Origin of the sequence: Cellulomonas sp. zg-ZUI22, from assembly GCF_017353535.1 — a bacterium.
In the GTDB taxonomy this organism is placed as follows: Bacteria; Actinomycetota; Actinomycetes; order Actinomycetales; family Cellulomonadaceae; genus Cellulomonas; species Cellulomonas wangleii.
The window spans coordinates 49,935-70,429 of record NZ_JAFMUZ010000001.1; the positions used below are offsets into that span (position 1 = coordinate 49,935).

Annotated in this window: 19 protein-coding genes and 1 pseudogene; 8 read left to right on the forward strand and 12 right to left on the reverse strand. The window is 75.6% G+C overall.

The features are described 5' to 3' along the window. Positions 1-61 precede the first annotated feature (61 nt). The 8 genes from J1G43_RS00270 to J1G43_RS00305 form a co-directional block, all read right to left on the reverse strand. Positions 62-670, reverse strand: a complete 609-nt coding sequence (locus tag J1G43_RS00270) for a hypothetical protein (RefSeq protein WP_207369583.1) — start codon at positions 668-670, stop codon at positions 62-64. Positions 671-760: 90 nt separating this feature from the next. Then, positions 761-1,345 (reverse strand): GNAT family N-acetyltransferase, encoded by a 585-nt coding sequence (locus tag J1G43_RS00275; RefSeq protein WP_207369584.1) that lies wholly within the window; start codon positions 1,343-1,345, stop codon positions 761-763. Continuing rightward, positions 1,336-3,546 (reverse strand): penicillin acylase family protein, encoded by a 2,211-nt coding sequence (locus J1G43_RS00280; protein WP_207377715.1) that lies wholly within the window; start codon positions 3,544-3,546, stop codon positions 1,336-1,338. Before J1G43_RS00280 ends, J1G43_RS00275 begins: the two co-directional genes overlap by 10 nt. 1 nt (position 3,547) lies before the next feature. Further along, positions 3,548-5,500, reverse strand: coding sequence for an IucA/IucC family siderophore biosynthesis protein (locus tag J1G43_RS00285; protein ID WP_207377716.1), 1,953 nt, complete (start codon positions 5,498-5,500; stop codon positions 3,548-3,550). Continuing rightward, positions 5,497-6,204 carry a GNAT family N-acetyltransferase gene (locus tag J1G43_RS00290; protein WP_207377717.1) on the reverse strand — a complete coding sequence of 236 codons (708 nt, stop codon included), beginning with the start codon at positions 6,202-6,204 and terminating at the stop codon, positions 5,497-5,499. Before J1G43_RS00290 ends, J1G43_RS00285 begins: the two co-directional genes overlap by 4 nt. Continuing rightward, positions 6,201-7,559, reverse strand: a complete 1,359-nt coding sequence (locus tag J1G43_RS00295) for a lysine N(6)-hydroxylase/L-ornithine N(5)-oxygenase family protein (RefSeq protein WP_207377718.1) — start codon at positions 7,557-7,559, stop codon at positions 6,201-6,203. Before J1G43_RS00295 ends, J1G43_RS00290 begins: the two co-directional genes overlap by 4 nt. Continuing rightward, positions 7,556-9,010, reverse strand: coding sequence for an aspartate aminotransferase family protein (locus tag J1G43_RS00300; RefSeq protein ID WP_207377719.1), 1,455 nt, complete (start codon positions 9,008-9,010; stop codon positions 7,556-7,558). The genes J1G43_RS00295 and J1G43_RS00300 overlap by 4 nt, the downstream gene beginning before the upstream one ends. A 207-nt stretch (positions 9,011-9,217) precedes the next feature. Continuing rightward, positions 9,218-10,189, reverse strand: a complete 972-nt coding sequence (locus J1G43_RS00305) for a YafY family protein (protein WP_207377720.1) — start codon at positions 10,187-10,189, stop codon at positions 9,218-9,220. Positions 10,190-10,279: 90 nt separating this feature from the next. On the opposite strand from J1G43_RS00305, the gene J1G43_RS00310 reads away from it, so the two are divergent. Continuing rightward, positions 10,280-11,020 (forward strand): alpha/beta fold hydrolase, encoded by a 741-nt coding sequence (locus J1G43_RS00310; RefSeq protein ID WP_242635177.1) that lies wholly within the window; start codon positions 10,280-10,282, stop codon positions 11,018-11,020. A 176-nt stretch (positions 11,021-11,196) separates the two neighbouring features. Here J1G43_RS00310 and J1G43_RS00315 read toward each other — a convergent pair whose 3' ends face one another. Next, positions 11,197-11,964, reverse strand: a complete 768-nt coding sequence (locus J1G43_RS00315) for an alpha/beta hydrolase family protein (protein ID WP_207377721.1) — start codon at positions 11,962-11,964, stop codon at positions 11,197-11,199. 138 nt (positions 11,965-12,102) lie between these two features. On the opposite strand from J1G43_RS00315, the gene J1G43_RS00320 reads away from it, so the two are divergent. The 4 genes from J1G43_RS00320 to J1G43_RS00335 all read left to right on the forward strand — a co-directional run bounded on the left by J1G43_RS00320 (position 12,103) and on the right by J1G43_RS00335 (position 15,247). Further along, complete coding sequence (locus tag J1G43_RS00320; protein WP_207369592.1) at positions 12,103-12,585, forward strand: hypothetical protein; 483 nt, start codon at positions 12,103-12,105, stop codon at positions 12,583-12,585. Between the two features lie 115 nt (positions 12,586-12,700). After that, a complete protein-coding gene (arsB, locus tag J1G43_RS00325; RefSeq protein WP_207340222.1) occupies positions 12,701-13,798 on the forward strand; it encodes an ACR3 family arsenite efflux transporter in 1,098 nt (365 codons plus the stop codon). Next, positions 13,795-14,811, forward strand: coding sequence for a metalloregulator ArsR/SmtB family transcription factor (locus J1G43_RS00330; RefSeq protein WP_207377722.1), 1,017 nt, complete (start codon positions 13,795-13,797; stop codon positions 14,809-14,811). Before arsB ends, J1G43_RS00330 begins: the two co-directional genes overlap by 4 nt. Positions 14,812-14,827: 16 nt before the next feature. Then, on the forward strand, positions 14,828-15,247 hold the full coding sequence (locus J1G43_RS00335) for an arsenate reductase ArsC (RefSeq protein WP_207340220.1): 420 nt from the start codon (positions 14,828-14,830) through the stop codon (positions 15,245-15,247). 114 nt (positions 15,248-15,361) lie between these two features. On the opposite strand, the gene arsM is transcribed toward J1G43_RS00335, so the two are convergent. Then, the gene (gene arsM, locus J1G43_RS00340) at positions 15,362-16,147 is read right to left on the reverse strand and encodes an arsenite methyltransferase (protein WP_207340219.1); all 786 of its coding nucleotides are present in this window, start codon (positions 16,145-16,147) and stop codon (positions 15,362-15,364) included. A gap of 100 nt (positions 16,148-16,247) precedes the next feature. Between arsM and J1G43_RS00345 the strand changes: the two genes are divergently transcribed. Together J1G43_RS00345 and J1G43_RS00350 are read left to right on the forward strand one after the other, a co-directional pair. Then, positions 16,248-16,622 (forward strand): helix-turn-helix transcriptional regulator, encoded by a 375-nt coding sequence (locus tag J1G43_RS00345; RefSeq protein ID WP_207377723.1) that lies wholly within the window; start codon positions 16,248-16,250, stop codon positions 16,620-16,622. 281 nt (positions 16,623-16,903) lie between these two features. Continuing rightward, positions 16,904-17,767, forward strand: coding sequence for a metal-dependent hydrolase (locus J1G43_RS00350; protein WP_242635178.1), 864 nt, complete (start codon positions 16,904-16,906; stop codon positions 17,765-17,767). A 97-nt stretch (positions 17,768-17,864) separates the two neighbouring features. On the opposite strand, the gene J1G43_RS00355 is transcribed toward J1G43_RS00350, so the two are convergent. Beyond that, positions 17,865-18,977, reverse strand: a complete 1,113-nt coding sequence (locus J1G43_RS00355; protein ID WP_207377724.1) for a DNA glycosylase AlkZ-like family protein — start codon at positions 18,975-18,977, stop codon at positions 17,865-17,867. Positions 18,978-19,114: 137 nt separating this feature from the next. Here J1G43_RS00355 and J1G43_RS00360 point away from each other — a divergent pair, with 137 nt between their 5' ends. Continuing rightward, complete coding sequence (locus J1G43_RS00360; RefSeq protein ID WP_207377725.1) at positions 19,115-19,996, forward strand: alpha/beta hydrolase; 882 nt, start codon at positions 19,115-19,117, stop codon at positions 19,994-19,996. A 26-nt stretch (positions 19,997-20,022) separates the two neighbouring features. Here the strand turns inward: J1G43_RS00360 and J1G43_RS19750 are convergent. After that, a pseudogene (locus tag J1G43_RS19750) lies at positions 20,023-20,364 on the reverse strand (serine hydrolase); the annotation flags it as partial. Positions 20,365-20,495 lie beyond the last annotated feature (131 nt).

Consider the following 20,495-nt stretch of genomic DNA (forward strand, 5'->3'; position numbering starts at 1 on the left):
CCGGACGGCACCGCCGGACGTGGCCGCGGACCCGCCCGCGTCCTGGCGTGGTGGGACGACGTCAGCGGAACTCGAACCTCAACGAGGTCGTCGGGTCGATGCTCGTGACGATCGCCGTGTAGAACGCCCTGGCCTGGTCCTCGAGGACGTCCTCGTTCTCCTCGATGTACCGGCCCTGCGCACCCTCGTCGAGGATGGTGTTGACCATCTCCACGGTGTCGATCTCCGGGGTCACCCAGCTCAGGACGCCGTTGTCCTCGACGACGGTCCGGAAGCTCTCGTCGTCGTGCCCGATGAAGATGAACTCCGGGACGGAGATGACGAGCTCGTCCTCACCGGCCCGGGCGATCCTCACGTCACTGCCCTCGATGCCCAGCTTGGCGTTGAAGCCGTACTGCACGAACGACGACCGTCCGGTCCCGGGGACGTCCACGCCCAGGAACGAGCCCTGCTCGGTCTGCTCGGCGATGCCCTCGATCCCCAGGCTCAGGAGCACGACCTGCTCCTCGCGGGTGATCGAGCTGACGATCTGGGCGTCACGGTCCTCGGCGCCGGCGTCGAACAGGGAGAGGCCGGGGAAGGCGCGCATCACGCCGTACGCCGCGAGCGCCCCGACGCAGACGGCCACCACGAGCCGCGTGACCGTCCTGGCCGGGTGCGACGTGTCCATGTGGTCCCCGAGCTCCCTCCGGTTCGAGCAGGTGGCACGCCGCGGCGGCGCTCGACGCGCCAGGCTCGCGCGCGGTGCGTCGTCGACACGTCAGGGTTCGTCCTGGACCGAGCAGAACGCCAGGCGCGCGCGCTTCGTCGGTAGGTCGACCTCCGGGCCGAGGGTGAAGCCGGCCCGCTCCAGCACGCGCAGCATAGCCACGTTGCGTGCGTCGGGCTCCCCGACGATCCGCGTCGCCCCGGTGCGGTCCACGAGCACCCGGGTCATCTCCCGGACGACGCGTGGTGCGTAGCCCGCGACCGACCGCGGGGGTCGGGCACCGATGAGCAGGTGCGCGCCGAGGTCGCCGGGCTGCACGTCGTACACCTCACCCACGGGGTCGAGCGCGGGCTCGTACGCCTGCACGAGCGCGACCGACGTGCCGTCGACGCGCACGAGGAGCGCGTGGTGGTGCGTCATCGCGTCGACGACCGCGTAGGTCTCCCGCAGCTCGTCCACGCTCAGGCCCCCCAGCCCCCAGAACGCGGTGCCGCGTGCCGTGCACCACGCGTGCAGCAGGGGCACGTCGGCGTCCAGGTCGAGCACCGCGGTGGTCAGCACGCCGAGGCCGTCGACGGTCCGCTCGTCGACCACGGACCCGCCGGCCAGCCCGGCCCACGCCGTCGTCAGGCCCACCGCACCCGTCCCGGCTCCCGCTCCCCCGGCAGCGGCTCGGGCGTCAGCAGCGCCCAGTCGGTGACGACCTCGACGGTGCGCGCGTCCGCCCACGTCGCGTGCTGGTCCGCGAAGTGCGGGCTGCGCGGGTCGCCGCTGCTGCCGAACGGCACGCCCCAGCGGCTGCGCGACCGGTCGCCCAGGTCCCACACCCACCGTGCGACCGACCCGCGGAACGCGCGGTCCGTCACGCCCGGCACGGACCCGGTGCACCGCACGGTGTCCTGGTCGCCACCCAGCGGCAGCGCGGGGACGGACGGCACGGTCGCCCCCGGGACGTCGGCCAGCACGTGCGCCGGGAGCACGGTGTGCCGGGCGCCCCAGGGCCCGCCGTCCGCGCGGGCGGCGACCTCCTCCAGCGCGGCGCGCACGTGCGCGGGGCCGTCGATGCCCAGGTCGGCGCGGCCGAGCAGCGCGGTGAGCGCCGACCCGACGCGCCCGCGCAGGCCGAACCACGCGTCGAACGCGGGGCCGGCGTGGTGCGGGACGTCGAGCGCGCGGAGGGCGGGCTCCTCGACGAGACGCGCGACCAGGGCGGCGCGCAGGTCGGCGAGCAGGGCCGCCTCGGCGGAGTCGGCGTCCAGGTGCAGGTCCCACGCGAGCAGCCGGTCCCGGGCCGCGGCGGCCGGCGGGCTGAGGTCGTCGAGGTCGGCGGCGTACCGCAGCAGCCGTCCGGCGCCGGCCCAGTGCGTGTCGCCGTGGACGTCGCCCAGGTCGTCGACGCCCCACACGGGGCGTGCCGCGAGCAGGTGGGCGATGCGCGCCGCGCGGTCCGGTGCGTAGACGCTGCCGTGGTCACGGTCCGCGGCGGCCGGTCGCTCGTTCGCGTCGACGGCGACGTCCGTGACCTCGCGTGGCGCGGCCGGGGCGCGCCACGGGCGCGGGGCGTGCGCGGGGTCCCACGCGTGCAGCGACAGCAGGCGGTCGTCCGGGGTGCGGTCGGCCACGCGGCCCGCGTCGAACGTCAGCACCGTCCCGGCCGAGTCGGCGGCCAGGACGCGGTTGACGGGGTCGACCCAGCCCGCGAGCGCGGCGGCGACGTCGTGCGCGGTGCGGGCGCGCAGCAGCGGGCGCAGGCACCCGAACCCCAGGTCGGCGTCCACCTGCGCCTGCAGCCGCACGGACCGCGCCTCCTCGAGCCCGGCGCGCGGCAGGGCCCCGGTGACGACGCCGTCCTGGTCGACGGGACGTCCCGGCGGCATGCCCCGCACCACGACGGGCCCCCGGGCGGTCTCCATGACGTCGACCGTCAGCGGCTCCCCGCCGCGCACCCGCACCTGCACGGCGCGGGAGGCGACGGGCTCCACGCCGTGCGGGCCGATCGCCTCCCAGCGGCCGTCGTCGCGGGTCAGCAGCAGCTCGCGGTACACCTCGGTGGCGTGCGCGACGGCGTTGGTGATGCCCCACGCGGCGTCCCCGGTGTGGCCGAAGTGCGGCAGCCCGGGGACGCCGGGGAACGCCAGACCGAGCACGTCGTACTCCGGGCACGCCAGACGGATCTGCTGGTAGGGGCCGGGCAGCTCGAGGACGCGGTGCGGGTCGCCCGCGAGCAGCGGCGCCCCGGAGTCTGTGCGCGAGCCGTGCAGGGCCCAGGCGTTGGAGCCGCTGGTCGGCCCGTCGGACGCCGGGTCGAAGAGCCGCACGAGGTCGAGCGGGTCGACGTCGGCGAGCCCGGTGTTCGGCGCGTACCGCGCGGCCCGCACGACGTGGTCGTGCCACAGCACCCGCGGGAACGTCGAGAACAGCGCGTGGTCGGCGAGGAAGATCCCGAGCGGCGCCCACGCCGGCCACGGGTCGTCCGGCGTGCTGCCGCCGAGCACGCGGTCGAGCTCGTCGACCTCGACCGGCCGCGGTGCCGACGCGAGGCCGGCGTCGACCCCGGCGGTGTACGCGTCGACCCACGCACGGTCGTCGTCGCCGAGCGCGGCGTACGCACGCTGCGCCAGGTCCGGCAGCCCCAGGCGGTGCGCGACGACGTCCCACGCGATGCCGCCGTCACCGATGTGCTCCGCCAGCCGGGCCTCGGCGCGCCACCGGTCCGTCTGCACCTGCCACGTGCGGTCGCGGGCCGTCACCCAGCCCTGGCCGTACGCGAGCGCGAGCTCGTCGGACGCGCGGACGTGCGGCACGCCCCACGCGTCGCGGAAGACCTCGAACGTCACGTCAGGCAGTCTCGCGGGTCGCGCGCGCGGCGGCGGGCGCCTCGGCGGTCGGCCCGCCCGCCTCACCCGTCCGGTCGTCGTCGTGCCCGGCGACGGCACCGCGTGCGACCGGGTTGGCCAGCGTCCCGGCGTAGACGAGCGACGACGACTGGTCGGCCAGGTCGACCATCTGCAGCGTGTTGCGCAGCTGCAGCCGGTTGAGGCAGGAGTGCGCGAACCGCGGGACGCGCAGGTCGACGCCCGACGGCAGGTCGGGGTGGTCCGCGGCATGGGCGTCGATCGTCTCGGCGACGACGCCCCAGAACGTGCCCTCGGTGAGCACGCCGTCGGTGACGAGGACCGCGGCGAGGTGCCGCAGCACGCCGTCGAGCACGTCCGTGAAGATCGCCAGCGCCTTCTCGTCGTCGTCGACGACGGCCCGGACGCGCTGCACCTCGGTCGGCAGCGGGCGGTCGGACAGGACCGCGACCTCCTCGCCGATGTCCTTCAGGAGCGCACCGACGGGCACGTGGTCCTGCCACACGAGCAGCACGTTCTCGCCGTGCGGCATGAACGCCAGGTCGTGGGCGCGCACGCAGTGCACGAGCGGGCGCAGGTAGACGCGCAGGTAGGCGCGCAGCCAGTCGGCCGGGTCGAGCCCGGACGCGCGGACGGCCGCCGTCGCGAACGCGTCGCCCGCGGCGTCGCGGTGCAGCAGCGCGGCCATCGTCGTCGCGCGCTGCCCGGGGGCGAGGTACGCGAACGGCTGCTCGCGCCACAGCGCCGCGAGCATCTTGCGGTGCGCGTTGGGCTGCGGCGTGCGGTGGTAGACGTCGCCCGTGTACCCGACGGACGCGCGCTCGCGCAGGACGCGGACGCCGCACCCGACGAGCTCCGGGTCGGTGTCCACGAGGTCCGCGACCCAGTCGTTGATCGCGGGCGTCGCGCGCATGTACGCCGGTGACAGCCCGCGCAGGAACCCCATGTTCTGGATCGCGAGGGCCGTCTTCACGTAGTGCCGGTCCGGGCGGTCGGTGTTGAGGAACGTGCGGATCGACTGCTGCGCGCGGTAGGTGTCGTCGGACTCCCCCAGCAGGACGAGGTCGCGGCGCGCGACGTCGGGGGCGAAGGTCACGGCCACGCGGTGCTCCCACTGCCACGGGTGCACGGGCAGGTACCGGTAGTCGGCGGGGTCGAGGCCCAGCACCCGCAGCCGCGCCTCGAAGCGCGCGCGGGTGGGGGCGTCGAGCTCGTGCCGGTACAGCGCGTCCTCCGTGAGCCCCGCGCCGGTGGCGACGTGGCTGAGCGCGCGCCGCGCGGCGAGCCACACCAGGCGGACGGGCCGGCCCGCCTCGGGGGCGTAGGCGTCGTGCTCGGTGACGCCGAAGCCGATCCGCCCGTTGTTCGCCACGAACGACGGGTGCCCCTCGGTCATGGCCTGCTCGACGGTCGCCAGGTCGGCGTGCAGCAGCTCGGCGCTGGTCGGGCCGCCGTGCGCACGCCGGTACGCGGCGCTCGCGAGCGTCGCGGACAGCTCCTCCAGGTACACGGCGAGCAGGTCGTCGCCGATGCCCAGCAAGGGCTGCAGCTCGAGCACCAGGTCGAGCACGTCGAGGTCGGCCGGGGCGCCCGCGACCTGTCGGGTGAGCGTCCCCTGGTCGATCACCCAGTGCTCCAGCGCGAGGCGTCGCGCGCGGAACCGGTAGGCGACCTCTCCCGCCGGCGTGTCGAGCCCGACGACGTACGCGTCCGGGCCGGCCGCACGGTCGCGCGCCGGGGCGAGCAGACGCTCGTGCGCGAACTCCGCCAGCGCCTTGGTGACCAGGTGCCGCTGCGCGGCGGCCAGGTGCTCGGGCGTCAGGTGGTCGGCGGGGTGCGGGGCGGGGTCGGTGCGGGCGGCGGGTGCGGTGCGGGCGGCGGGTGCGGGGCGGGCGGCGGGTGCGGGGCGGGGTGCGGGTGCGGTGCGGGTCGTCATCGCCCGTCCTCCCGCGCGGTGCGGGCGCCGGGGACGACCGGCGTGCCGCGCACCGTGGCGCCCGGGCCGGTGGGGCCTGGAGCGGTCGTGCGGCGCGGGCGGCTGCCGAGGCGGCTCGCGGCGAAGTCCTCCCGCGTGCACACCGACAGCGCGGCCCGCTTGCCCGGCAGGTCGATCTCCCGGACCACGCGGAACCCCGCCGCCGCGTTCTTCACGGCGATGGCGGTGTTGCGCACGTCCGGCTCGACGACGACCCGCTGGGCGCGCAACGTCTCGAAGCAGAAGCGCATGGTCGCCGCCATGACGGCGTCGGTCAGGCCGTGCAACGGCGCGCCCTGCGGCGGCGCCACCAGCAGGTGCATTCCGACGTCGCCGGCGCGGGCGCGGTACAGGCCCTTGAGCAGCACGCGCGACGGGTCGTACGTCTCGACCATGAACGTGGGGCGGCCGTCGACGCGGCCGATCCACGCGTGCTCGTCGGTCGACGCGGCGAGCCGCTGCTGGTACGCCAGGACCTCGTCGAGGCCCAGCTCGGTCATCTGCCAGAACGCCGACGCGGGGTGCGTGAGCCAGTGGTGCAGCGTGAGGGCGTCGCGCTCGGGGACCACGCGGTCGAGGCGGACGGGCCCGATGCGTCGCCACGCCTCGTCGCGGACCGTCGGGGCCGACAGCGGCTCGGTCGGCAGCGAGCGTGGCGTGCTCATGCGCCCGTCCCGGCGAGCGCACCGACGGTCCCGGCCGGCGCCGGGCTGCCGTCCCGGGGCACCCCGAAGTCCTGGAACGCGATGCGCGTCTCACGCGGATACACCTCGCGGCCGCACACAGCGGCGAGGATCGTGGACGACCGCCACGCACCGAAGCCCAGGTCCGGCGCCGTCACTCCGTGCGTGTGCTCCTCGCCGTTCTGGACGAACACGCGGCGGCGGCCGCCGTCGACCGAGTAGTCCCGCGCGACCGCGAGACGCCCGTGCTCGTCGTGGTCGAGGCGCTCGGCGATGGGTGCGACGACGTCGGGGACCTGCGCGGCGTAGCCGGTGGCCAGCACGAGGGCCTCGGTGGTGCGCTCGTGCTCGACGCCGAGCTGTGCGTGGTGCAGCCGCAGCACGTAGCGCTCCCCGTCCCACACCGCCCCGCGCACCTCGGTGTCGGTCAGCAGGGTCGTCGGCACGGGCCCGGCGGCGCTCATGCGGTAGAGGGTGTCGTAGATGTCGTCGACGAGGGAAGCACTGATCCCCTTGGACAGGCCACGCTGCTCGCGCGAGAGCCGGTCGCGCTGGGCCGTGGGCAGGGCGTGGAAGTGGTCGGTGTACTCCGGCGACGTCATCTCCAGCGTCAGCTTCGTGTACTCCATCGGGAAGAACCGCGGCGAGCGCGTCACCCAGTCCAGGCGCGGACCGCCGGGGCCGGTCGCGTCGAGCAGGTCGCGGTAGATCTCCGCCGCGGACTGCCCGGACCCGACGACCGTGACCGACCCGGCCGTGCGCAGCCGGTCGCGGTGCGGCAGGTACTGCGACGAGTGGACCACCGGCCCGTCGAGATCGCGCAGGGCAGCGGGCACCACGGGTTGCGTCCCGACGCCGAGCACGACGTGGCGCGTGCGGTAGGACTCGACGCCGTCGGCGGTGCGGGCGTGCACGACGTAGAGGTCGTCGTCGTGCGGGTCGCCCTCGACGGCCGTCACGTTCCTCCCCCAGCGCAGGGACGGCAGCTGCTGCGCGACCCAGCGGCAGTACGCGTCGTACTCCGCGCGCAGCGGGTAGAAGCTCTCGCGGATGTAGAACGGGTACAGCCGCCCGGTGGCCTTGAGCCACGCGAGGAACGAGTACCGGCTGGTCGGGTCGGCCATCGTCACGAGGTCCGCGAGGAACGGCACCTGGATCGTCGCGCCGTCGAGCATCATGCCGGGGTGCCAGCGGAACTCCGCGGCGCGGTCGAGGAAGACGGTGTCGAGGTCGAGGGGGTCCGCGAGCGCGGCCAGGCCCAGGTTGAACGGGCCGATCCCGACGCCGACGACGTCGTGCACGGGGGCGTCGGGACGGACGGTCGCGCGCGCGGTCACCGGGCCACCGCCTCGTCCTGGCGGAGCAGCTCCTCGCCCTCGAGGAGCGCGGCGGCGGTCTGCCGCACGAGGTCCAGGACGCCGCGGACGTCGTCGACCGTGGTCGCCGGGTTGAGCAGCGTGAGCTTGAGGCACGGGCGGCCGTCGAGCGTGGTGCGGGCGACCAGGGCACGTCCGGAGTCGAACAGGACCCGGCGCACCCGCCCGACCAGCGCGTCCGCGCGGGCGTCGTCGAGGCCGGAGGGCTGGTAGCGGAACAGCACGGTCGACAGGTCGGTGGGCGACAGCAGCCGCAGGTCGGGGTCGGCGTCGACGACGTCGTGCACGGCGGCCGTCAGGTCGATGGTCGCGTCGACCATCGCCCCCAGCCGGTCCGGCCCGAGCGCGCGCAGCGTCGCCCACAGCTTGAGGGCGTCGAACCGGCGGGTGGTCTGCAGCGACACGTCGACCTGGTTCGGCTCGTCCTCGCCCGCGGGGTTGAGGTAGTCGTTGTGGTGCGCGACGAGCCGCAGGTCCGCCGCGTGCCGCACGAGCAGCGCGGAGGACGACACCGGCTGGAAGAACGCCTTGTGGAAGTCGACGGTCACCGAGCGGGCGCGCTCGACACCGTCGAGCAGGTGCCGGCGCGTGCGGCTGACGAGCAGACCGCACCCGTACGCGGCGTCGACGTGGAGCCACACGTCGGCGGCGTCGCAGACGTCCGCGACGGCAGCGAGCGGGTCGACGCAGCCGCGGTCGGTGGTGCCCGCGGTGGCGACGACGGCCATGGGGTGGCGGCCGTCGCGCTCGACGTGCCGCAGCGCGATCGCCAGGGCGTCGGGGCGCATGCGGCCGCGCTCGTCGACGGGCACCAGGCGGACCGCGTCGTGCGCGAGACCCAGGAGGCGCGCGGACCGTTGCACCGAGAAGTGGCTGGACGCCGACGCGAGGACGACGAGGTCCGCGAGCACCGCCCCGGGCCGGGTCGCGAGGGCGTGCTCGCGGGCGACCAGCAGCGCCTGCAGGTTCGACTGCGTCCCGCCCGACGTGAAGACCCCGCCCCCGGCGACGAACCCGACGCGTCCCGCGGTCCACGCGACGAGCCGGCGCTCCATGAGCGTGCCGACGGTCGACTGGTCGTACGTGTCGACGCTGGGGTTGACCGCCGCGAGCACGGCCTCGGCCGCGACCGCGGGCAGCGCGACCGGGCAGTTGAGGTGGGCGGTGTAGGCAGGGTCGTGGAACCAGACCGCGTGCTGTGCGAACAGCTCGTCGACCTCCCGCAGCGCCGCGGGCGTGCCGCAGCCGGGGCCGTCGAGGTCGACCGCGTCGACGAGCACCTGGAGGTGCTCGCGGCTCGCACCGGAGAACGGCTGGGTGGTGGTGCGGAACCGGGTCGCGACCCGGTCGACGGTGCCGCGCAGCGCGTCGACGTAGGCGTCGGCGCTCGCGGCGGACAGCAGCTCGTGCACGCGTCTACTCCCCCTGGACGGACACGCGCGACGGATCGCCCGCGTTTGTGAGGCGCACCTAAGTGAGGCTCGCCTAACCTACGCGAACAGGAGGATTCGTCAAGGGTCGGTCCGCCGGGCGCCCCACGTCCGGGCCGACGTCGGCACGGGCTCACCCGGTGGACATCCGTCCAGGTCAGCGCCTCGTCGCCGGGACCGCGGCCCCACTCAGGGACGCGCCACCCGGCGTCCCGCGGCGGCCCGCAGGCGGTCTGCCAGTGCCGCGACCTCGTCGCGCAGACCGTCCGGGGTGATGACCTCGAAGTCCCCACCCAGCCCGGCGAGCATGCGAGCCATGCCGTCGAGGCGCTCGGCGCGCGCCTCGAGCAGGACACCGTCGGCGTGCTCGCTCAGGCGCCCGACGCTGGGCGGCAGCTGCTCGCGCGCCTGCGCCAGGGTGGTCCGCAGCACGACGGCGACCTCGTGCGACCACGGCACCGCCCCGATGCCCGCCACCACGCGCTCACCGGCGTCGAAGTCGGCAGGCACGTCGTAGGAGCCGTCGGCCTGCTCGACCGAGGCGATGCGGTCCAGGCGGAACGTCCGCACCTCGCCGCGACCGTGGTCGAGCCCGGTGACGTACCAGCGGCCGGAGTGCAGGACCACGCCGTAGACGTCGAGCTCGCGCCGCGACTCCCGGCCGTCCCAGGCGGTGTACGCGATGGCGACGGTGCGGCGCGCCTGCGCGGCGGAGGCCAGACGCAGGAGCGTGTCCGTGCCGGCGGGCACGGCGGCACGGACCGGCGCCGTGAACTGCGCGGTCGACAGCAGGCTCTCGATCCGTCCGCTCAGGGCCCGCGGCAGGACGCGCGTCACCTTGGCCAGCGCGCCGGCCGCCGCCACGCTGCCGGTGGTGGCGAGGCCCGCACGCTCCGCGAGCGTGAGACCCAGGACCACGGCCACGGCCTCGTCGTCCGTGAGCATCAGCGGCGGCAGCTTGTGGCCGGGCGCGAGCCGGTACCCGCCGTACCGGCCCCGCTGCGACTCGACGGGGATGCCGAGGTCGGCCAGGTGCTCGGCGTAGCGGCGGACGGTGCGCTCGTCGACCCCGAGCGCGGCGGCGAGGTCGGCGACCGTGCGCTGCCTGCCCGTCTGGAGCAGCTCGAGCATCGCGAGGACGCGAGCGGTCGGGCGGGTCACGAGCCTCCTCCGCACCGCGGGCGGTGTCCCGTCGGGCGCGTTCTGCATACCGGGCGGATCCTGTCCACAATCAACCGTAGCGTCGTGGCCATGAGCACCACCACCTACGTCCTCGTCCCCGGCTTCTGGCTCGGCGCCTCGGCCTGGCGCAGCGTCGCGGACTCGCTGCGGGAGCAGGGCCACGCCGTGCACGCCGTCGACCTCACCGGCATGGGCGAGCGCGCCCACCTCGCCACTCCCGAGACCGACCTGACGACCCACGTCGACGACGTCGTGCGCCTCCTGGAGGAGCACGACCTGCACGATGTCGTGCTCGTCGGGCACAGCTACGGCGGGCCCGTCATCACCGGCGCCGCCGACCGCGCGCCGGAGCGCGTGGCCCGCCTGGTGTACGTCGACACGGGCCCGCTGCCGGACGGCACGGCCCAGGCCGACTTCGACGGGCCGGAGGCTCGCGCGGCCAACGAGCGCGTCGTCATGACCGACGGCGACGGCTGGAGGCTCCCGCCGCCGCCGTGGGCCGCGCTCGCCGCCGACGTGCCGGAGGTCGACGACGCGACGGTCGCCACGCTCGTCGCGGGCTCGCAGCCCCAGCCCTGGCGGACCGCCACCGAGCCGGTCGCGCTGACGGGCGCGTGGGAGCGGCTGCCCCGCACCGGGGTGCTGTGCACCTTCGGCGTCGAGCAGATGCGCGAGATGGGCCAGCACGTGCCGGCGCTCGCGCACATGGTCGACGGCGACTGGACGTACGTCGAGCTGCCGACGTGGCACTGGCCGATGGTGAGCCGGCCGGCGGAGCTCGCCGAGGTGCTGGGGTCGGTCGCCGGGTAGGCGGGCCGGGCTGGGCCCGGCCTACGTCGGCCTGCTGGCGAGCGCACCGACCTCGGCGGCGTGTTCACCTCACGGGGTTCGCGCCGTCGACGAGCCCGAGAGCCCGACCGGTGCTGGAGCTGATCTGAGCCGGCCGCCGAGCGCCAGGGGCCCCCGCGGCAGCAGGCGCCTCCCGCTCACCGCCGCAGCGGGAGCCAGTCGAGCACGTTCACGATGTGCTCGTCCCAGAACTCCCAGTCGTGGTCACCCGGGTGCACGTGCGCCTCGACGTCGACGCCCCGCGCCGCAGCCCGCTCGACGAACGCGTGCTGCGTGTCCAGCAGCTCGTCCTGCGCCCCGCACGTCGCGTACAGCGCGGGCAGCGTGGCCGGGTCGGCGCGGTCGAGCAGGGCGAGCAGGTCGTCGTCCGTGCCGGCGGGGTCGTCGCCGCCCCACACGTGCGGCACGAGCTCGTCGCGCACGAACCGCGCCCGCTCCCCGCCGACGACCAGCGCCCCCGACAGGCTCGCCGCCGCCGCGAACCGCCACGGCTCGCGCAGCGCCCACTTGAACGCGCCGTACCCACCCATCGACAGGCCGGCGACGAACGTGTCCTCGCGGCGGTCGGAGACACGGAAGAACTGCTGCACGGCCCGCGGCAGCTCATGCGACAGGAACGTCCAGTACCCGCCGCCGTGCACCTCGTCCGCGTACATCGACCGCCCACCACGCGGCATGACGACCGCGAGCCCGCGCTCGGCGACGTACCGCTCGATCGAGGTGCGGCGCGTCCAGATCGTCTCGTCGTCCGAGAGCCCGTGCAGCAGGTACAGCACTGGCGGTGGGCCCTCGACGTCGGCGCCACCCATGCCGATCTGACCGCGCGCCGACTCGGGCAGCAGCACGGTCGCGGCCGTGCTCACCCCGAGCGCCTCGGAGAAGAAGTGACAGGTCAGCAGCGCCATCGCCGGTGGTCCTTCCGTGGCCTGGTCCTCGTGTGGGCCTGGTCCGACCGTAGCCCGGGAGCTCCGCGCGTGCCGCGGACGAGGCGTCCGACCACGGGAGGACGCCCCGACGGCGCGGTCGCGCCTACCGTGCCGGGCGTGGCTGCTCGGACCGTGATCGCGCTGGCCGGCAGCGTGCTCGTCGCCGGCTACGCCGTCCTGCTCGGCGTCGACGCCCTGGTGCTCGACCCGCGGGCCGCGGCCCCCTGGCTCACCCCCGCCGAGCTGGAGCACGCGCTGGCCGGGAGCGACTGGCGGTCCGCGCGGACGCTCGTGCTCGTCGCGGTGGCGCTCGGCGTCCTGCTGCCGGCCGTCGGCGTGGTGCTGGTCGCACGGCTGCGCCCGCCCGCCCGCGCGGTGGCCGCCGCCTACCTGGTCCTGCTCGCACTGGGAGGACCGGTCGGGTTCGTCGTGACGTTCTCGACGGGCATGACCGTGGCCGACGAGCTCGGGGTGTCCGGTGGCGTGCACTCGTCGACGGGTGTCGCGCTGCGCGTCGTCGCGGGCGTCGCGTCCTGCGCCGCCGTCGCCGCGGTGGTGCTGGCCGCGCGCCGGTCCGCACCCGCCCGCGCAGCGCGGTAGCCGACCGCCGCCGGCTCGCCCGGGTCCGCTGACCCGGCCGCGGTGCGCACACGGGACGACGACTCGTCATCCCGCGTTCGCGCGGCGTTGGTTTGATCTCTGTCAATATAGAGCCATGTCGAACCAAGCCGACGGGAGGCCGCGCCTCTCGATGCTCGACCGCTGGCTGCCGGCCTGGATCGGGACGGCCATGGTCGCCGGCCTGGTGCTGGGCAGGTTCGTCCCCGCTCTCGGTGACGGGCTCGCACGCCTCGAGGTCGGGGGCATCTCCCTGCCGATCGCGCTCGGGCTGCTCGTGATGATGTACCCGGTGCTCGCGAAGGTCCGCTACGACCGGGTCGCCGCGGTGACGGGTGACAGGCGCCTGCTGGTGAGCTCGCTCGCGCTGAACTGGGTCGTCGGGCCGGCGCTGATGTTCGCGCTCGCCTGGCTGCTGCTGCCCGACCTGCCCGAGTACCGCACCGGGCTGATCGTCGTGGGCCTCGCACGGTGCATCGCGATGGTCGTGATCTGGAACGACCTCGCCTGCGGCGACCGTGAGGCCGCCGCGGTGCTGGTCGCGGTCAACTCGGTGTTCCAGGTGGTGGCGTTCTCGCTGCTGGGCTGGTTCTACCTCACGGTGCTGCCGGGCTGGCTGGGTCTGGACTCCGCGGGCCTGGACGTCTCCGTCGGGCAGATCGCGGTCAACGTCGCCGTGTTCCTCGGCATCCCGCTGCTCGCCGGCTTCGCCTCCCGGTGGATCGGTGAGCGGGCGCGCGGGCGCGACTGGTACGAGGAGCGGTTCGTCCCGCGGGTGGGTCCGTGGGCGCTGTACGGGCTGCTGTTCACGATCGTGCTGCTGTTCGCCCTGCAGGGTGAGGCCGTCACGTCGCGACCGCTCGACGTCGCCCGGATCGCGCTGCCGCTGCTGGTCTACTTCGGGGTCATGTGGGCCGTGGGCCTGGCCGCCGGGCGTGGCCTCGGGCTGGGCTACGCGCGGTCGACGACGCTGGCGTTCACCGCCGCGGGCAACAACTTCGAGCTCGCGATCGCGGTGGCGATCGGGACGTTCGGTGCGACCTCGGGCCAGGCGCTGGCCGGTGTGGTCGGTCCGCTGATCGAGGTCCCGGTCCTGGTCGCGCTGGTCTACGTCAGCCTCTGGGCGCGGGACCGCTGGTTCCCGCCCTCCCCGACCTCCCCCTCCGCCGCCGAGCCGCAGGAGGCACGCTCATGACGACGACCGACGTCACCGCGGGCGGTCGCTGCACACCGCAGACCTCGCCCGCCGACCGCGCGATGGGAGCCGACGCCGCGGCGCACGTCGCCGCCACCCTCAAGGCGCTGGGTGACCCGCTGCGCCTGCGGATGCTGTCGCTCATCGCCGCCACGCCGACCGGTGAGGCGTGCGTGTGCGACCTGGCCACGGTCGCCGACGTCTCCCAGCCGACGGTGTCCCACCACCTCAGGCTGCTCAAGGACGTCGGCCTGCTGACGTCCGAGCGCCGCGGGACCTGGGTGTACTACCGGGTGCAGCCGGCGCTGCGCGGTGCGGTCACCACGCTGCTGGACTCCTTCGCCCCGGCCGCGGCGCAGGCCGCGACCGGGGTGCCGCTGGCCGGGCTCACCGACGCCGAGGGCGCCCTGGTGCGGATCGCCGACCGGCTCGCCGCGACCTTCCCCGACCGCGACCCCGGGGCGGTGCTCAGCGTGGTCCGCGAGTCCTACACCGCTCTGGCCCGGTCCTCGGCGCTCCGCTCGCACCTGGTCGTCAACGCCGAGCGCTTCGCCCGCCAGCGGCTGACCGACACCGCCCGGTCGCTGGACGCCGCGGGCACCCGCCCGCAGGTGCTGTTCGTGTGCGTCGCCAACGCGGGCCGCTCCCAGCTCGCCGCCGCCCTGCTGCGCCACCACGCCGGCGACGCCGTCACCGTCCGCTCCGCCGGGTCGACGCCCGCCGCGGACGTGCACGCCGCGGTCCGCCCGCTGCTGGCCGAGCTCGGCGCGGACGACGACGCGTTCCCCAAGCCCTTGACCGACGACGCCGTCCGGGCGGCGGACGTCGTCATCACCATGGGCTGCGGCGACACCTGCCCGGTCCTGCCCGGCAAGCGGTACGAGGACTGGGTCGTCGGCGACCCGGCCCTCGCCTCCGAGGCCGGCGTCCGCGCGATCCGCGACGAGATCGACCGGCGCGTCCGCGCGCTGCTCACCGACCTGCTGCCCGACCTGACCCTGCCCAGCACGTGACCCCCGTGGAGACCCGATGAGCGACACCAAGCCGTCCGCCCTGTTCGTCTGCGTGCACAACGCCGGCCGCTCCCAGATGGCTGCGGGGTACCTGCGGCACCTGTCCGGCGGGGCCGTCGAGGTCCGCTCCGCCGGGTCCCTGCCCGCCGAGAAGATCAACCCGGTCGCCGTGGAGGCGATGCTCGAGGAGGGCATCGACATCCGGGCCGAGCGCCCCAAGGTCCTCACCGCCGACGCGGTCGAGGCGTCCGACGTCGTCGTCACCATGGGCTGCGGCGACGTCTGCCCGATCTTCCCCGGCACGCGGTACGAGGACTGGGCCCTGGCCGACCCGGCCGGCCAGGGCATCGAGGCGGTCCGCCCGATCCGCGACGAGATCCGCGGCCGCGTCCTGGCCCTGCTCGCCGAGCTCGGCGTGGAGCCCGTCACCGCCTGACGCGGACGCGGCGAAGGCCGCACCCCGGGTGGGTGCGGCCCTCGCGTCCGGTTCGCGCCGGGCAGCGGGACCGGCCACGCCCGGGGGCGGCTCGCGCTGGTGAACCGCCGTCGATCACGCGTCCTGGGGTGCGGGCTTGCGGGCGCGCACGATCGCGCCGTGCATGCCGTCGGCCACGGTGTGGGTGAACTCGACCTCGGCGTCGACGAACCCCGCCGCCGCCAGGCCCTCGAGGTACTCGGTGCGCGACAGCGCCCCGGCGATGCACCCGACGTAGGACCCGCGCTCGGCGCGCTGCTCGGGAGTGAGATGGTCCTCGGCGACGACGTCCGAGATCCCGAACCGGCCGCCGGGCACCAGCACCCGGAACGCCTCGGCCAGCACCGCCGGCTTGTCCGGGGACAGGTTCACCACGCAGTTGGAGATGACGACGTCGACCGTCGCGTCGTCCAGCGGGAGGTCCTCGATCGTGCCCTTGCGGAACTCCACGTTCGTCGCACCGGCCTTGGCCGCGTTGGCGCGGGCCAGGTCCAGCATCTCGTCGGTCATGTCGACGCCGTAGGCGAACCCGGTCGCTCCGACCCGCCGGGCGGACAGCAGCACGTCGATCCCGCCGCCCGAGCCCAGGTCGAGCACCCGCTCACCCTCGCGCAGCTCGGCGACCATCAGCGGGTTGCCGCAGCCCAGGGACGCCGCCAGCGCCTCGGCCGGCACCGCCGCCGCGTCCTGCGCCCCGTACAGCGCGGCGCCGAACCGCTCGTCGATCACCAGGTCCGTCGGCCCGTCCGTCGGCCCGCACCCCCCGACCGGGTCCCCGCCGCAGCAGCCCGCGTCCCCGCTGCCCTGCACGGCTGCCAGCGCGTAGCGCGCCCGGACCTGCTCCCGGATGTCCTGTGCCATCACTTCTCCTCATATTGATGCCCGTCGATACCCGAGAGTGGACCAGGCATCGACGGCTGTCAACATCGACAGGCGTCAATGCGTGGCGCATGATGCCTGCATGGCTCTCGACCTGCTCCCGGTGACCTCGACCGCGTCGACGGGCTGCTGCAGCCCCGCCACCGGCTCGACGATGAGCACCGAGGACGCCGAGCGCACCGCCCGCACGCTCAAGGCCCTGGCCGACCCGGCGCGTCTGCGGCTGCTGTCGCTCATCGCCGCCCACGACGGCGGCGAGGCGTGCGTGTGCGACCTCACCGAGCCGGTCGGGCTGTCGCAGCCGACGGTGTCCCACCACCTCAGGGTGCTCACCGACGCCGGCTTCGTCACCCGGGAGAAGCGCGGGGTCTGGTCGTACTACACCCTCGTCCCCGACGCGGTCCGGGCGCTCACCGCCCACCTCGGTGCGCACCTGCTCGACGCGGTCGACGCATGACGACGCTGCACCGGTCCGCGCTCCCGACGTCACCGACGACGTAGTCCGCGACCCAGGAGGCCGGGCGCGACCCGAGGCGTGCACGGTGGCCGCACCCGCCGGGCGTGGCAGCGTGCCGGTGTGGGACACGCCCCGGTGGGACACACCGGGCGTTTGACGCTGGTCACCCGAACGGCTGAGGTGGGGCGTCACCCACCCCCTTGACCTGCACCGGAGGTCCGCGTGCTCGCCGCCACCGTCCCGCCCCGCCGCACGGACGCGACGGGACCGGCCGCACGATGATGGGGGCGCACCACGCCGCGTGCGGGGCGGCCGCGTGGGTCGCGGTCGCGTCGACCGCGCCGTACACCCTCGGGTGGTACCCGGTGTCGCCGCTGGGCGTCGTGGCCGGCGCGCTCGTGTGCGCGGGTGCCGCGCTCGCCCCGGACGCCGACCACCACGACGCGACGATCGCGAACTCGCTGCCGCCGGTCTCGCAGTGGGTGTGCGACGCCGTCGGCGCCGTCGCGGGCGGGCACCGCAACGGCACGCACTCGCTGCTGGGCGTCGCGGTGCTCACCGGTGTCGCGTGGGCGGCCGGGCACCTGACCGTCGACACCGAGGCGCTGGGCGAGCTCGCGCTCGGGGCCGGGGTGCTGTCGCTGCTGCTGGTGGCGTTCGCGGCGCAGGCGCTGCGGCTCGGGGGGAACCGACGCCTGCACGCGTGGGCGCTGGCCCTCGCCCTGGCCGGGTTCGTCACCGTCGCCGCGCCGACGGAGTGGACGTGGCTGCCGGTGGCCGTCGGGCTCGGGGCGAGCGTGCACGTCGTCGGGGACCTGCTCACCACGGGCGGGGTGCCGCTGCTGTGGCCGTGGGAGCCGCGCCCGCCGCGCTGGTGGCGACGCACCCCGGTGCTGCGCGACGTGTGGCGCTCGGGCGGCAACGTCGCACTGCCCGTGCTGGGGTCGGCCGGGTCGTGGCGCGAGTGGCTGATGGTCGTACCGGTCGGGCTGTACGCGACGTACGGGGTCACCACCGCGGTGGCCGCCGGCACCCTGACCTCGCTGGGCTACGACGCGGACGCGGTCCTCGGCCGTGTCGTCGAGCTCGCCGGTGCCGTGGTCGCGACGGCCGCGGTCATCGGCACGGCGCCGCTCCCGGGCTGACGGGCCTGCGGCCACCGGCGCCACCGTCGACAGTGGGCGCCCGTGACACCGCACCCGGGGGCCGACCCGCCGTCCCTGGCAGGTCGGCCCGCTCGCGCTACCCCGCCTCGACGGTGACCCGCAGCGGACGACCGAGGCCCACCGCCAGCCGGTCGACGCCGTCGTCGAGCGCGCGCCGGGCCGCCGGGCCCTCGTGCGCCCACCGCACGGTCAGGTCGCCGTCGCGCTCGGCCCACGTCCCGACGACCACGCCGCCGACGACCACCAGCGGCGTCCCGCGGGTCGCCGCGGTCCGCCACGCGGGAGGGACGACGTCGCGGTCCGCCGTGCCGGGGCCGAGCACCCACTGGTCGTACCCGGGCAGCAGCCGCACCGCATCGGTCGGCTCGGCGGCGAGCAGGTCGTCGACGTCCTCGCGCAGCACCAGCGCGTCGCGGCCGCCGACCTGCACGGTGGTGAGCCGGTCCCCGACGTCGGCCGTCCACCGCGCCAGCCGTCGTCCCGCGCTCAGCCCGTTCCCGAGCCAGTACTGCAGGCCGTCGGGCGTCGTCGGGCCGTACGCGCGGACGTACGCCTCCACCGCGCGGGGCCCGGCGTCGTCGAGGTCCGGGATGCCCGACCACCCGGGGACGTGCGCGAGCGTCTGCAGCGTCGTCCGACGGTCGCGGGTGGGTCCCAGGCAGAGGTCACCCTGCCAGGCGAGCGCCTTCAGCAGCGCCCACGCCCCGCCCTCGACCGCCGGCCCGAGGTGCCGGTAGGCGGGCCGCGCGGTGAGCGCCGCGACCAGCTCGTCGTGCGTGAGCGGGCCGTCGTCCAGGACCTCGCGGACGGTCGCACGGAAGGCCGGCCAGTCCTGCGGCTCGAGGCCGTAGTGCTCGCGCCAGCTCCGCAGCTCCCACTGCCGCCCGGAGCCCCGGACCGCCAGGTGCACCGCGGCGTCGTCCGGCGTCATGACGTGCACGCTGCCGCGGAAGGTGAACGTCCGGATCAGCCGGCCGTCCGCGAGCGCCGCGGCGACCTCCCCCTCCGCGGGCGCCGCCTGCCGCGTCCGCACCGCGAGGTCGACGTCGGACTGCGCGGGGAGCGCGACGAGCCCACCGACGACGTCCTCGGCCGTGGACCCCCCGGGCGGGACCAGCCCGTGGCGCCCCAACCGCCACGCGAGGGCCTGGGCTCGCGTCACGGTTCCCACCGACTCGTCGTCGCGCATATCGATCAGCGTGCCGCAGGCCCGGGCTCGACGGAAGTGCCGGGTGCCGGCGCTGCTGTTCCGGGCCCGCTGGCAGCTCGTGTCGGTGCCCGCACGTACGGTCGGACGGACAGATCGGAACGACGTCCGGGGGCGGCATGTCCGAGAACCAGCTCCTCGAGATCGACCGCGAGCTGCGCGGCGGGGACGCGGCGGCCGCGTCCCTCGCGGAGCAGCGGGCGGGGTTCGAGGCCTACTGCGCGCGACCCGCCGCACCTGACGTCACGGTGACTCCCGTGACGGTCGGCGGCGTCCCCGGCCTGAGGGCGGAACCTCCGACGACGACGGCAGGCACGCTGCTCTACCTGCACGGGGGCGGCTACTCGATCGGCTCGGCGCGCTCCGGGCTCGCGCTGGCCACCGCCCTCGCCCGGCGCGCGGGGACGAGCGCCGTCTCGCTCGACTACCGGCTGGCGCCCGAGGCGGTGTTCCCGGCGGCGGTCGACGACGGACTGGCCGCCTACCGGGCGCTGCTCGACCAGGACCCGCCGGAGCGCCTCGCCATGGCCGGCGACTCCGCCGGCGCCGGCCTGGCCCTGGCCGTCCTGCTGCGCGCGCGGGACGCCGGCCTGCCGCTACCGGCCGCCGTCGTCGCGATGTCGCCGTGGGTCGACCTCACGCTGACCGGCGAGAGCCTGCGCACCCATGAGGCGCTGGACCCGATCTTCGATGCGGCGGGGATCGCGCAGATCGCCGCCCTCTACCTCGGGGGCGCCGACCCGTCCGATCCCACCGCGAGCCCTCTGCACGCCGACCTGCACGGACTGCCGCCGCTGCTCGTGCAGGTGGGCTCCCACGAGGTGCTCCTCGACGACGCGACCCGGCTCGCGGCACGCGCCGCCTCGGCGCACGTCGACGTCGTGCTGGAGGTCGTCGCCGGGGCGCCGCACGTCTTCCAGCACTTCGCCGGACGGCTGGAGGAGGCGGACCTCGCCCTCGACCGCGCCGGCCGGTTCCTCGCCGACCGCCTCGGGCGCTGAGCGCCGCCACCCCCCCAGCGGTCGCTGCGCGTGACGTCGTTGCCGACGCCCCGCAGCCAGGCCGTCAGGCCCTCCGGCCCTCCGGCGCCGCGCAGCAGCAGGTTGCCCGCGGTGTTGTCGCTGTACCGGCCGGCCGCGTCGCCCAGCTCGCGCCATGACATGCCGGCACCGACGCGCGTCTCGGCGACCGGCGAGTACGTCACCAGGTCGTCCGCGGTGACCGGCACGATCTCGTCCATCCCGCCGACGCCCCGGGACGCGAGCACGGCGACCGCCGCGAGCGGCTTGAACGTCGAACAGAACGCGAACCGCTCGTCCGCGCGGTGGCTGACGGTCCGGCCCTGCGCGGTGTCCAGCGCGTGCAGCCCGAGCCGTACGCCGTGGCGCGCCTCGACGTCCGCAAGCGCGGCGGTGAGGTCGAGCGACGACGGCGGCGTGGGGGCCGCCGACGCGGTGGGCGCGCGCGTGGGCGGCGGCGTCCTGCCCGCGTCGGGACGGG